The following is a 12,042-nucleotide window of genomic DNA, read 5'->3' on the forward strand; positions in this document are numbered from 1 at the left end:
GCCAGTTCAAATCGACTTTCCCAACTACTTTATGCTGCATGCCAGCGATTCCGGAAACTGACAGGGCTCGCCCAAGGCCGTGAACGCAACGCGATCGATCTGCAGCTTGAGTTTGCGGCCTGGGTCCGCGAACGCTCCCATCCAACCGGTCATCTTATCGCTGCCCCAAAGGCTGAAGAATATCTTCTGGGCATGCGTCGGCAATTTCGCCGGATCGGTAATCGTGTTGACCAGCTTGCCGTTGACATACCAGCGCAAGCTATCCTTCTCCCAGACGAAGGCATAGTCGTTGAAGGCATTTTCGGTGCCGCCCGCCACGTCGACCAGCTTCTCATTCTTGCCCTTGCCGGCGATATAGGCGTTGACCTGCACCTTGGAGGTGTCCTTGGTCAGGACCTCGAAGTCGATCTCATCCCACGGCTGCTTGTCGGACGGACCGATATAGGAGAAGAAAGCCGCATTGAGACCGGAGCCTGTGTCCGTCTTCATCCGCGCCTCATAGGTGCCGTAGCCGAAGCGCTGCTTGGTCTGGATCTCGCCGCAGGCGTAGTCGCGGTCCTTTAGCTTCTGCTTTTCGAAGCCGAGCGACAGCACGCCGTCGGAAAGCTCGACCAGGCCTTTCGACCAGGTGCAATTTTGATGACTGCCGTTCGACCAACCGTCGGAAACATACCAGCGTTCGCGATTGAAGCTGGCGAAATCATCGACGAATGATGGCGACGACGGAATGTCCTGGGCATGGGAAGGAGCCGTCACAAAGCTCCCAAGAGCGGCGAGCAGCAACGCACTGATCGCACTCAACCGACTGAGGCCGGCTTGCCTGGCCTGGCGTGTGAACGGCGTTCCGCCGGCTGCGATGGTGGACATAGTTTTCGGATCCGAATTCATACCAAACTCACCTTTGTGCTGTGCATCCCCAACCCAAAGTCGACGTTCGAACCCTGAACGGGCCAACCTTGACCTCCTGCTTGACCCTCTCGAATTCTTGTCCTGCCTCGCATCAAGTCTCTTGCAACAATTCCGATCCTTCACGTTCAACCCCTGCCAGCGCCCGCCGGCCTGGCGAACCCGGCAGTAGTGGCCGAATCGGACGCCGCATTCTCGTCGAAGACCATATCCAGCGAATGACGGAGTTCTTTCATCATGCCGTTCTGGCGCGACAGCTCCGCGATGCGGCGTTCGCAATTCAGGATCGACTTCGTCAGTTCGCTGACTTCGGATGACCGACGGTCGGAGGTGGAGCCGTTCTCCATCGCTTCGACCAGGAAAGCGGCGTTGGTCGCCTTCGTCCGATAGCGATTCTCCAACCCGGCTCTCTCGGCCTCGATCTCGACCGCAATCTGCTCAAACAGCTTTGCCAGGCGATCAAGACGCGAACCATCGGTCTGCCGGTCGCGGGCCGGATCCCTTGATCTGAAACCGAATATCGAAGCCATGAACTCAGATCCCTGTCATCGCCGGCTTGTGGGCCGGGCTTCTGGCCGATCCCCGCAGCCGGGGCTCAAAAAACTCATGTTGCATTGTCCTGCTCCCCTGAGGGAGAGACATCAGACCAATCCGATCGGGGGCCAGTTCGGCTGGTCGTCCAATTTGCTGCACCGCAACATAGACTGCCATCGTCGGGGCCGCGAGGCAACCACCCAGTTCGTAAACTCATAATTCCGACCGAAATGGTTTGCGCGATGAGCTTGTCGTCGGCGGCCAACCCGGACGAAGCGGACAGTTTCACCGCTCCTTGCCGGTGCTGGTGCCGGCCATCAAAAAACGCAACGGCGGCACATGCTTGTGCCTGGACACCAAGCCGACGCGGCGAAACAGCGCCTCGAGCTTGTCGGACGCCACGCCCTGGACGATGGGGACGAGGTTGGATTGGCTGGCGAATGCGTAGGCCGCTGCCGATGCCAGCCCGCGCTCGGCCTTGACGTCGAGGAAATTGCGCAGCCGGTACTTGTCGCGCACGTGCCGCTCGTGCCGTCTCAGCACCGCTTTCGAGCCTTCCGGCAGGCTGTCGATCGCCAGCAGCGCCAGATCGGCATCGGCGAGACGCTTCAGGTCCTGCGTCTTGTGGCGGCCGCTGAGCGAATCAGCACGGACGATGGCGCCGTAGCCACACGAGCGGATGACCTTGAACCGCGCCCCGCAGGCGACCGCGCGGGCGTAAAGCTCATAATCCTCGCCCAGCCGCAAGCTCTCGTCATAGCGCAACCCATGGCGGTCGAGGAAGGCACGGCTGATCGCCGGCTTGAGGAAGCCCAGTTCGCCCCTTTGCACCCGGCGCCTGGAGATATTGCCTTCGACGAAGCGCTCGAAATCGAGGAATTCCGGATCCGCGGCAAATTGCGGGGCGACGATTTTCGTCGCGTCGCCCGTCGCATCATCCCTGATCAGCATGATGTTGTCCGCCGCGAAATCCCAGTCGGCGCCGGCAAACAGGTTGCGAAACCGGCCTTCGAGAAAAAAATCGTCGGCGTCGAGAATGCTGATGAACGGCGATTTCGAACTGGCGATCGCGGCGTTGCGGGCGAAGGAGGGGCCGCGATTGACGTCGAGGCGCATCACCGCAAGCCGGCCGCTGCCGTCGTCGGCGGATCGCGCGACTGCCGCGGTGTCGTCGGTGGACGCGTCGTCGACGACGACGACTTCCGCCACTTCCGGTTCGCGCAACGCGGACGCTATGGCGACGGCGATTGTCGCTGCCGCGTTTCGGGCCGCAATGATCACGCAGACCTGGGATTTCGTCATCGACATGGATTAGCCTCTCGTACAGGTGATATCGATTTGCGTTCGCCCCGTACCCATTCGATGCCCGATAGAATTGCGATCAGCGCCCGATCTGTCTTCATTCAACGATTGCCCGGCCGTTCAAAGATGCGGCGGCTGATGTCGGCGGACGCAGCCCAGCCGGCTTCCGCCAGATAGCGGACTGGCGCGCGGCCGCACAGTTCCCACAGCACCGTTCGCCGCTGCGGCCACCGAAGCGACGACAGCCACGGCGCCATGACCATGTTGAGCAGGTCCTCGTTGCCGATGCGTGACAGGATCCGCGTCGCCCGCTCCGACAGCAGCGTGCCGGCGCCGCCAAGCAGCACATCCGCTGCGCGTACACCAAGCAGCAGCGTATCGTCCAGCCCCTGCGCGACCGCGGCATCGAGCACGAGCTGCTGGTCCGTCTCGTCGAGGCGGCTGGCGCTGGCACGCACGTCGCAGACATAGCCCGCGCAGGGTTCCCTGTTGAACAGCGCCTTGGCGACGCTGATGCAGGACAAAAGCAGCGTGTCGGCGGCCGAGGTGAACGGCACCGTGGCGCCGGCGATTTCGACCTGTCGCTTGCGCCGCAGAAACCCGTCCGCGTCGCGCGGGCTCGGCGAGCCGGGCTGCTGGAGGCGGTAGTGGAGATCGACCGTGGATGGCCTCGGTCCGTCGCCGCGCGTCATATGCTGTTCGCCAAGGAAGCGAACCCACCAGACGGAGCGCGACTTGCCGGCGACCTCGTAGCCGATCGAGCGCAGCGCATCCCGCGCCTTGAAATACCCGACCGGCGAAACCAGAATGTCGACATCGCCCGAGGGCTTCATGAAGTGGTCGTCGTAGAGAAGCTGCTGCTGGAACGGACCTTTCAGAAAGACGAAATCGATCCGGCTTTCGCGCAGCACATCATGGATCGCCATCGAATCCATGATGCAGGACGCGTTCATCGAAACCGTCCTTCTGCGGTAGGTATCCAGCCAGTGGAAAAGCTCGGGCGGTCTCTCATTCGCAGGCGCGCGCGACAGGGCCTTGAGGACAAAGGTCGCGACCTTGTTCAGCCTGGCGATGTCGGCAACATTGGCGCCGCCAAGGCCGGGCATCGATACGTCGCCCGCGGCGGCTCCTGCCCCCGCGAAGTACAACCGCAGGCAGGCCCGCACATAGGCAACCTCGTCGGCACAATCGGCGGCGCGCAATCGTTCATAGGAACCATCCGGCAAGGCCATTTAGCGCACAGTCTCCCAAAAACTCTCAAAAAAGCGATTTGCGCGGCGCGTATGCTGCAAGTGCGAAGCAAGCATCACCAAAAACCTTGATGCCGTAAAGCCTTTCCTTTTGCAGTGCAGAATTTTGCAACCTGAGCGTTTACCGACACTTCCGAAAGGTGGTGAAAATCGCTGTTGAAATACCGCCCTTGCCAAGGCGTTTCAGCTGGCCCTTATCAGGATTTGCCAAATGAATTCATCCCCTATTAGGGACGCCTAAAATATAGGCACCCCGCAAATGTTTTATTCAAGCAAAATCAAATGCTTAAAGAATCGGCATCGAGGTGGTCGCCAAGCGTAGGGAATCGACCTAAAAGAAGTCAGATTTTAGGCATAGCGACACATATGGTGACGCGCGCAACCAGTAATTGATTAATGCCTGGTAAATCAGACTTGACTCATAAATGCTGCCATGCAGCTATTGCGCTGCAGCATGCAAGTGCTGACGGCACTCGACAAGCCGTTTCCAGTCCTTATTGGAGAGTAAAATGGAACAGAATGTTGAAAAGCAAGAATACGAGACGCCAAGCCTGACGGTGCATGGTTCGATCGAAACCATCACCCAGGGCGGCGGCGGCAGCACGGCGATCGACGCATCTTTTCCCGCGCATACGCCGATCGGCGACCTGACGTTTTCCTGAAGCCTATCGCAATTACTCCAGAGTGACGACGTTGGGGCTCTGGGTCAAAAAACATAAGAGAGTCGGGGGCCAAGCCTCCGACTCCCCTTTCATTGCCTGGAACTGCCGAAGCGTAGTGTAAGCGAGGTTTTGGGATGAACTGGAAGCTATCCGACCAAGATTTGGCCGACCACGATCGTGTGAGTGCGACCAAGGATGCCGTGGCTTGCGAGTTCGGCGATGGCCTGGCGCTCCTCAATCTGAAATCCAACATCTATTACAGCCTGAACGGTGTCGGCGCTTTCATCTGGGATTTGATCCAGGAGCCCAGGTCGATGGTGGACATCCGCAGCGCCGTGCTTGCGCGCTACAATGTCGACCCGGAGCGCTGCCAGGCCGACGTCGACGCATTGTTGAAGGGCCTGGCCGATAACGGGCTTGCGAGGCTGCACCATGAGGAACTTGTCTAAGCAGGTTCCCCAAAAGGCCATGGTTTTGCGGCAGGAACCCGCGACCGAAAGAAGCCCCAAACAAAGAAAGCGCCGGCAAGGCCGGCGAAGCCTGTTTGGGGTTATCTCCTTGAGCGGCTCGGAAATGATCTTTCTCGGCCGCTGCCTGCTGGTGGTCGCGGCGGTGCGGCTGGGGCTGACCCTGTTGTCCTACAACCGTGTTCGCAGCCTGGTGACGCGACTCGACGCGCGACAGTGCGCCAGCATGGGCGAACTGCGGCGCGTCGCCTGGGGGGTTGCCGCCGCGGCCCGTTTCGTCCCTCACGCCACGTGCCTGACCCAGGCGCTTTCGGGCCAATACATCCTCGCTCGACAGGGTAACGCCTCGAAGATACGCATCGGCATCGAACGCGGCACGGGCGAGCAACTCAAGGCGCATGCCTGGCTGGTCAGCGACAATCATATCGTGCTTGGCGGATCGATCGACGGTTTCGCCCATCTGGTCGACCACGGCAGCCGATGAGCGGCGTGGCCGGAATCCTGCTTCGACAGGGACACGCATCAGCGGTCCGGGGAAACGCACCGGCGGTCGCGGCGGCCGATGTCCAGCAGATGCTGGCGCGCATGCGCCATCGTGGCCCCGACGGAAATGCATGGTGGCTGGACACCAGCATCGCCCTTGGCCACGCCTGGCTCAACACCACCGATGAAGCCGGCCCCGGTCCGCTGACGATGGCCGACGGCAAGCTCGCCATCACTGCCGATTGCCGGTTGGACAACCGCGACGAGCTGCTGGCCAGGCTGGGCATCCGCGACAGGTTGGTCGCCGATGCGACGTTGATGATGCGGGCCTATCTGCGTTGGGGCGAAGCCTGCCCCGTGCATCTGCAAGGCGATTTCGCCTTTGCCATCTGGGATGCCGAGCGGCAGCTCCTGTTTTGCGCGCGCGACCATTTCGGGGTCAAACCGTTCTACTACCACGCGGCGGATCGGCGTTTTGCCTTTGCCTCGGAGATCGGGCCGATCCTCAGCGTCGAGGGGGTCGGCAGGCGTGTCTGCGAGCACCAGATCTCCGGGTTTCTGGCCGGGCTTCCCGACGACCCGCAGGCGACACCCTACAGCGACATCTTCAGCTTGCCGGCACGCCACAGCCTCACCGTCACCGGCCAACAGGTGGTGCTGCGCCGCTACTGGCAGATCGAACCATCGCCTCGACCGATGCGGTCGGATGCGCCTGAGGAATTCGCCCATCTGTTCTCGCAATCGGTGCGCAACCGCATGCGCGGAACCTCTGCGGTCGGCGCGATGCTGAGCGGCGGCCTCGATTCCTCCTCGATCGCCTGTGTCGCCGGCTTGCAGAACGCCGCCGAGCGCAAGCCGAGACTGCCCACCTTCTCGCTGATTTTCGAGAAGGGCTCGTCGATGGACGAGCGCCCGTTCATCGATGCCGTTCTCGATCAGCAGAAGGTCGACGGAACGCTGATTCCAGTCGGCGACTACGCGCCATTCGCCGAATTCGAACGGGTGCTGGAAGAACAGGAAGGGACGTTCCTGGCGCCGGGCCTGACGCTGACCCGCGGCATCTATCGGACCGCCGGCGCCAAGGGCATCAAGGTGCTGCTGGACGGCCATGGCGGCGACGAGGTGGTTTCACAAGGTCATGGCCATCTGCATGAACTTGCCAATGCCGGCCGTTGGATGGATTTGTGGCGTGAGATCCGCAGCGCCTCCGACACCTATGGCGACAGCACGCTGGGCCTGTATTTCCAGTTCCTGACCCTCTACGGGCCGGCCTGGCGCATCGCGAAGCTGCGGCACATGGCGAACCGCGTCCTGGACAGGATCCGCAAGCCGGGGCAGGCGCCGCGCGGCCGAAGCTGGCGCGACCTGATCAATCCGGATCTGGCCAGGCGCACCGAGCTTGTCGACCGATTTCACCGGGCCGGATATATGCCGCCCGGCGTCCAGGCCAGCGACGCCTTGAGTCATCGCTGGATCCTGTCGAACGGCTATGTCCCGCATGCTTTCGAGGTGCTCGACAAGGCTGCGGCCAATTTTGGCGTCGAGCCGCGCTACCCGTTCTGGGACAAGCCGCTGGTCGAGTTCTGCCTGGGCCTGCCCGGTGAGGAAAAGCTTAGCCACGGCTTTGGCCGCTATGTGCTGCGCCGCGCCATGGAAGGCGTCCTGCCGGCAGCGGTTCAGTGGCGGCGCGACAAGATCGACTTCACCGCCAATCTCGTCAACGGCATGCTGCGCAACCACCGCGACCTCTTGGAACAGCTGCTGATCTCGGATGCGAGCCGCATCGCGCCCTACGTCAATCTGCCCCAGGTGAGTGCTGCCTATGCGCGGCTGCTGCGCCAGCCCGATCGGGCAGCACCTTTGGATGTCCAGTATGTCTGGCGCTCGGCATCACTGTCGCTCTGGCTGCGGCAGCTCCAACACAGCGGGAGCCCCGCATGATGCCGCGCAACGAGCCGCTCGCCGCATACAATGATCATCCCCGTCCGCATGGCCGGACTATGAGAGAACGCCGCTTCTACCGCGCCTATGGCCTGACCATCGCGTCCGAGGTGACGTTGCCCGAACTGGAGCCGGCGGCACCGGGGACGGCGGATGTCGTGATCGCCCTCGGCCCGATCGACCTGCCAAGACCCTCCTCGGAAGCCGCGACCGAGTTTCGCTTCGAGGCGGACCGGCAATATCTCGCATGGCATGCCGTCGGCACATTCCTGATCAGCGATGGCTGCCGCATCGACGTCGAGCCGGCGCCCGGCGTCGACGACACGCTGATCGCGTTTCCGCTGCTGGGTCCAGTCATGGCGCTGCTGCTGCACCGGCGCGGCCTGCTCGTCCTGCACGCCAGTGCCATTGCCGTCGCCGGCACGAGCGCCATCTTCATGGGCGACAAGGGCGCCGGCAAGTCGACGACGGCAAGCGCGATGATCCGGGCCGGACATGACCTGCTTACCGATGACGTTGTGGCCCTCGACCTGGCCAATCCGAGTGAGCCGATGATCGTTCCGGGTTTTCCGCAGATCAAGCTGGCGGCCGACGCGGCTGCGGCGATCTCGCTGGGGGAAGCGGAGGTGCGGCCGCAAGTGCATCCGGCGATCGACAAGATGCAGCATCGCCTGAATGGCGCCTTTTCCGGCAACAGGGTGCCTGCGACCAGGATCTATATCCTCGAGCGCGGCGAAAAAGCTGCTATCAGGCCTTTGCCCGGCATCGCCGCCTTGCCGGCCATCATCAAATTCTCCTATGTGACGCGGTTCGGCCGCGCGGCCCTGCCCAGCGATCTTGCAGAAGTGCATCTTCGGCAATGCGCGCGGCTGGCGGACCATGTCGGCGTTCGCCGCCTCGAAGTCCCGACCGGCCTCGACAGGATCGGCGAGGCCGTGGACCTGATCGAAAGGGATCTGGCGGCTGGGGGTCTGGCGGCTGGTCGCCGGCGGTCGTGAGCGCAATCATGTCGAAGCCCTCAATCCTTCGCCTGTCGCTGTTTCGAGACGTTGCCGCATTCGGCGCCGTCATTGCCCAAATCGGCGGGCGGCGAACCTGGACGGCGCTGCTCTTCCTGATCCTGGGCAGCCTGACCGAAGGCATCTCCATCCTGCTGCTTGTGCCGCTGCTGCATCTGGTCGGACGCGCCGACCAGGACTTTGCGGTCAAGCTGCCGAACAATGATTTCGTGCGCTGGCTGGTGCCTGACGGAACGCTGCAGCTGACGACGGTGCTTTGCGTGCTGGTCGGGCTTGTTGCCGTGCAGGCGGCGTTCAACCGCTTCAAGTCGGTCTACATGGCCAAACTGCTGTTCGATTTCATCAACCGCGTGCGCATGAACCTGTTCGAAAGCATCGGCAAGGCACGCTGGGGCGTCTTCACGCGCATGCGCAGCTCCGACCTCGACCATGCCCTGACCGGCGATATCGACCGGGTCCAGGGCGCTGCCTTCTCGCTGTTGATGCTGGTGCAGATCGCCGTGCTTCTGGCCGGCTATCTGCTGGTTTCGGTGTTCATCTCGCCTGTGATGACGCTGTTTGCCGTCGTTATCGGCATTGTGATGTTCGTGGCGCTGCAGCCGTTTCGATCGCGGGCCACCGCCTTTGGCCGGGTTCTGACCGCCAATCGCCAGGATCAGTACCGGACCGTTTCGGAATTCCTCGGCGGCATCAAGGTGGCCAAGAGCCTGAACGTCGAGGCGACCTATTTCGCACAGCTGCAAGCGACGCTCGAAAAGATGAAGGCCGACAATGTCGACTATGTGCGCAACAGCACGATCGGCACAGCGGTGTTCCAGGTGGCGAGCGTCGTTGGCTTGAGCCTGTTCATCTATGTGGCGCTGGTCCGCTTCAACCTGTCGCTGGCCGAGATCGTCGTCCTGCTCCTGGTTTTCATGCGCATCGCGCCGCGCTTCATGGACATGCAGACGCAGGCCCAGCAGGTGCTGATCAACCTGCCCGCCTATACGGCAATGCGCAACCTGCAGGCGCGTTTCGACGCCGAACGCGAGCCGGGCGATGCCGAAGCCGGCGAAGGCGGCAAGCTGTCGCTGGCCACCGGGCTCAACCTCAGGGACGTCTGCTTCGGCTATGGCGACGACCCCGCCAAGATGGTGGTCAAGGACATCACGTTCGGCCTGCCGGCCGGCAAGGTCACCGCCCTGATCGGTCCCTCCGGATCAGGCAAGAGCACGATCGCCGACATGCTGCTCGGCCTGCTCGAGCCGACCGCCGGCAAGATGCTCGTCGATGGCGTCGAGATCGATGCCGCAAACCGCCGCCGCTGGCGCGACCAGGTGGCCTATGTGCCGCAGGACGTGTTCCTGCTGCATGACACGATCGCGGCGAACCTGCACCTTGCCGCGCCGCAGGCCAGCGATGACGATCTGTGGACCGCGCTGCGCTCGGCGCACGCCGGCGAGTTCGTCGAACGGCTCGACCTCAGGCTCGAGACGGTGGTCGGCGACCGCGGCGTGCGGCTCTCGGGCGGCGAACGCCAGCGCATCGCGCTTGCGCGCGCGCTGCTGCGCAAGCCGTCCCTGCTCATCCTGGACGAGGCCACCAGCGCGCTCGACTGGCAGAACCAGTCGCTGATCGCCAAGTCGATTGACGGATTGCGCGGCACCATGACGATCCTGACCATTGCGCACCGGCCGTCGATGATCGCCTTCGCCGACTGGGTGGTGGCGATGGAAAACGGTCGTGTCGTCGAAGTCGGGCAATATCAGCGGCTGAAGGAAAAAGCCGGCAGCCGATTGTCGAGGATGCTGTCGGGTGAACAGTCGGACAGCCAACCCGCCAACGTGGCGTGAGGCTGGCGGGCTTCTGGCTAGTGCAAGCTTCGCCTGGCGCTGCCCAGTTTCTCGCCTTCGGCCACCTCGGGCGCATTCAACTTTCTCTCCGCGTCGCGAGCCATGTCGGCCGGCGTCGGCGCGCTCCTGGCGATCATGGCATAGACGAGCACGAAGTAGCCCGCCTGAATGACAATTGCGCAGATGATGACGCGGACCAGCGTCGTGCCGATCGACGCGCCGCCTAGCCAGGACCAGGCAACGACGATCGAAATAGCGAAAATCATCCCGACGATGAATTTTGGAAGTGCCATACCCAACAGCCCATAAACCGGCTCGGGTATATATAACGATTGCCCCACCCGAGCGCCGTCCCTTGTCATGCGGGCTTGTTAAGGTCGCCCGCTCTCGGCCGGTTGCTTCCGGCCTTTTCTACCTGTCGCCACTCTGACAGGTATAATTTGCAATTCTATTAAGGCGAGCAGTAGGCGGCAAGGGCAACTGCGGATATTTTTGATTGAGCTTTTGCAATCGACTCGGTCATGTTGCAATGCACGCGAAGGGATTTAGGCCGACCTCTGATCGTCGCCATTTTTGAGTAAAAGAAACAATATTAAGTAGTATTTTAGGTGATTCGCCTTGAGCACCGAGCCATGCTAAAGCACTAATATGCTCCGCGCCTTGACGCATAGGACGACTTGCCCAAAAACCGCCCCAAAAAGGCCCTCATTTTTTCGACAGTGCCCATTTGTTGTCACAAATGTGCTAAATATCCCGAAATTTGTGCATGTCTAGCTTATTATTTAGTCAATTCATGACGCGACTATTTCAACCGGTTGGTAAATTGTGTGTTGCGCTGCAACATTTTTTTGGTATCTTGCGGCGAACCATTCGTTCAACGCATGGAGTTACCGCATGAGGGACGTTGCCAAGTCGGCCACCGCGAGCTTTTCGCAGGCCGACATCGATTTTCCGCCGCCGATCGGCGGCCTGCTCAAACGCAGCTTCGATATCACCGGCTCACTGATTGGCTTGATCGCTCTCAGCCCGCTGTTTGTCATGATCGCTCTGCTCGTCAAACTTTCCGACGGCGGATCGATTTTCTACGGCCACAGGCGAATCGGCCGCGGCGGACGGATTTTTCCGTGCCTGAAGTTCCGCACCATGGTTCCTGATGGCGACAAGGTGCTGGCCGCCTATCTCGCCACCAACCCGGACGCCAACGCGGAATGGGTAGCGACCCGCAAGCTGAAGAACGATCCGCGCGTCACCCGCGTCGGAGCGGTCTTGAGAAAGCTCAGCCTCGATGAGCTGCCGCAGATCATCAACATCCTGCAGGGCGACATGAGCCTTGTCGGACCTCGTCCGGTCGTGCGCGACGAACTGGAGATCTATGGCACCTCCGCCGTCTATTACCTGAAATCCCGTCCGGGCCTGACCGGCCTGTGGCAGGTCAGCGGCCGCAACGACGTTTCCTATGACAGCCGCGTCGCCTTCGATCGCCACTATGTCGAGAACTGGTCGCTGTTCGAGGACGTTCGCATCATCATCAAGACTGTCCCTGCGGTCTGGATGTCACGCGGTTCTTACTGACCGGCCGCGATGCCAAGCATTCGCTGTCTGGCATTCGGCGGCAAGCTCATCGGGCGATGGGGCTAAAGCGGATC

The 12,042-nt window shown here is 61.7% G+C and carries 12 protein-coding genes; 7 read left to right on the plus strand and 5 right to left on the minus strand.

Going from position 1 to position 12,042, the window contains the following annotated elements; all coding sequences use genetic code 11:
- Nucleotides 1-24: 24 nt before the first annotated feature.
- The 4 genes from exoK to B5V02_RS14715 all read right to left on the minus strand — a co-directional run bounded on the left by exoK (nucleotide 25) and on the right by B5V02_RS14715 (nucleotide 3,974).
- A complete protein-coding gene (exoK, locus tag B5V02_RS14700) occupies nucleotides 25-888 on the minus strand; it encodes an endo-1,3-1,4-beta-glycanase ExoK (protein WP_111544867.1) in 864 nt (287 codons plus the stop codon).
- Nucleotides 889-1,034: 146 nt separating this feature from the next.
- Nucleotides 1,035-1,436: a hypothetical protein gene (locus B5V02_RS14705; protein WP_111544868.1), complete on the minus strand. Its 402-nt coding sequence runs from the start codon at nucleotides 1,434-1,436 to the stop codon at nucleotides 1,035-1,037.
- 289 nt (nucleotides 1,437-1,725) lie between these two features.
- Nucleotides 1,726-2,748, minus strand: a complete 1,023-nt coding sequence (locus B5V02_RS14710; RefSeq protein WP_111544869.1) for a glycosyltransferase family 2 protein — start codon at nucleotides 2,746-2,748, stop codon at nucleotides 1,726-1,728.
- A gap of 95 nt (nucleotides 2,749-2,843) precedes the next feature.
- Nucleotides 2,844-3,974 carry a nucleotidyltransferase family protein gene (locus B5V02_RS14715; protein ID WP_111544870.1) on the minus strand — a complete coding sequence of 377 codons (1,131 nt, stop codon included), beginning with the start codon at nucleotides 3,972-3,974 and terminating at the stop codon, nucleotides 2,844-2,846.
- 527 nt (nucleotides 3,975-4,501) lie between these two features.
- On the opposite strand from B5V02_RS14715, the gene B5V02_RS14720 reads away from it, so the two are divergent.
- The 6 genes from B5V02_RS14720 (at nucleotide 4,502) to B5V02_RS14745 (ending at nucleotide 10,396) form a co-directional block, all read left to right on the plus strand.
- Nucleotides 4,502-4,654: a lasso peptide gene (locus B5V02_RS14720; RefSeq protein WP_095082854.1), complete on the plus strand. Its 153-nt coding sequence runs from the start codon at nucleotides 4,502-4,504 to the stop codon at nucleotides 4,652-4,654.
- 134 nt (nucleotides 4,655-4,788) lie between these two features.
- A complete protein-coding gene (locus B5V02_RS14725) occupies nucleotides 4,789-5,103 on the plus strand; it encodes a PqqD family protein (protein WP_111544871.1) in 315 nt (104 codons plus the stop codon).
- 109 nt (nucleotides 5,104-5,212) lie between these two features.
- Nucleotides 5,213-5,605: a lasso peptide biosynthesis B2 protein gene (locus B5V02_RS14730; protein ID WP_245445925.1), complete on the plus strand. Its 393-nt coding sequence runs from the start codon at nucleotides 5,213-5,215 to the stop codon at nucleotides 5,603-5,605.
- Nucleotides 5,602-7,545 carry a lasso peptide isopeptide bond-forming cyclase gene (locus B5V02_RS14735; protein ID WP_111544873.1) on the plus strand — a complete coding sequence of 648 codons (1,944 nt, stop codon included), beginning with the start codon at nucleotides 5,602-5,604 and terminating at the stop codon, nucleotides 7,543-7,545. Before B5V02_RS14730 ends, B5V02_RS14735 begins: the two co-directional genes overlap by 4 nt.
- Complete coding sequence (locus B5V02_RS14740) at nucleotides 7,542-8,543, plus strand: phosphoenolpyruvate carboxykinase (ATP) (RefSeq protein ID WP_111544874.1); 1,002 nt, start codon at nucleotides 7,542-7,544, stop codon at nucleotides 8,541-8,543. The genes B5V02_RS14735 and B5V02_RS14740 overlap by 4 nt, the downstream gene beginning before the upstream one ends.
- Before the next feature lie 8 nt (nucleotides 8,544-8,551).
- Nucleotides 8,552-10,396: an ABC transporter ATP-binding protein gene (locus B5V02_RS14745; protein ID WP_111545410.1), complete on the plus strand. Its 1,845-nt coding sequence runs from the start codon at nucleotides 8,552-8,554 to the stop codon at nucleotides 10,394-10,396.
- A 17-nt stretch (nucleotides 10,397-10,413) separates the two neighbouring features.
- Here B5V02_RS14745 and B5V02_RS14750 read toward each other — a convergent pair whose 3' ends face one another.
- A complete protein-coding gene (locus B5V02_RS14750) occupies nucleotides 10,414-10,689 on the minus strand; it encodes an exopolysaccharide production repressor exox (RefSeq protein WP_111544875.1) in 276 nt (91 codons plus the stop codon).
- 601 nt (nucleotides 10,690-11,290) lie between these two features.
- On the opposite strand from B5V02_RS14750, the gene B5V02_RS14755 reads away from it, so the two are divergent.
- Nucleotides 11,291-11,968: a sugar transferase gene (locus tag B5V02_RS14755; protein WP_111544876.1), complete on the plus strand. Its 678-nt coding sequence runs from the start codon at nucleotides 11,291-11,293 to the stop codon at nucleotides 11,966-11,968.
- Nucleotides 11,969-12,042 lie beyond the last annotated feature (74 nt).

Source organism: Mesorhizobium kowhaii (assembly GCF_003253745.1).
Classification (GTDB): domain Bacteria; phylum Pseudomonadota; class Alphaproteobacteria; order Rhizobiales; family Rhizobiaceae; genus Mesorhizobium; species Mesorhizobium kowhaii.

Coding starts and splice junctions, on each gene's coding strand:
- B5V02_RS14750 (WP_111544875.1), bottom strand. CDS start 10,689: ATGGCACTTCCAAAATTCATCGTCGGGATGATTTTCGCTATTTCGATC.
- B5V02_RS14740 (WP_111544874.1), top strand. CDS start 7,542: ATGATGCCGCGCAACGAGCCGCTCGCCGCATACAATGATCATCCCCGT.
- exoK (WP_111544867.1), bottom strand. CDS start 888: ATGAATTCGGATCCGAAAACTATGTCCACCATCGCAGCCGGCGGAACG.
- B5V02_RS14715 (WP_111544870.1), bottom strand. CDS start 3,974: ATGGCCTTGCCGGATGGTTCCTATGAACGATTGCGCGCCGCCGATTGT.
- B5V02_RS14735 (WP_111544873.1), top strand. CDS start 5,602: ATGAGCGGCGTGGCCGGAATCCTGCTTCGACAGGGACACGCATCAGCG.
- B5V02_RS14720 (WP_095082854.1), top strand. CDS start 4,502: ATGGAACAGAATGTTGAAAAGCAAGAATACGAGACGCCAAGCCTGACG.
- B5V02_RS14755 (WP_111544876.1), top strand. CDS start 11,291: ATGAGGGACGTTGCCAAGTCGGCCACCGCGAGCTTTTCGCAGGCCGAC.
- B5V02_RS14705 (WP_111544868.1), bottom strand. CDS start 1,436: ATGGCTTCGATATTCGGTTTCAGATCAAGGGATCCGGCCCGCGACCGG.
- B5V02_RS14710 (WP_111544869.1), bottom strand. CDS start 2,748: ATGTCGATGACGAAATCCCAGGTCTGCGTGATCATTGCGGCCCGAAAC.
- B5V02_RS14725 (WP_111544871.1), top strand. CDS start 4,789: ATGAACTGGAAGCTATCCGACCAAGATTTGGCCGACCACGATCGTGTG.
- B5V02_RS14745 (WP_111545410.1), top strand. CDS start 8,552: ATGTCGAAGCCCTCAATCCTTCGCCTGTCGCTGTTTCGAGACGTTGCC.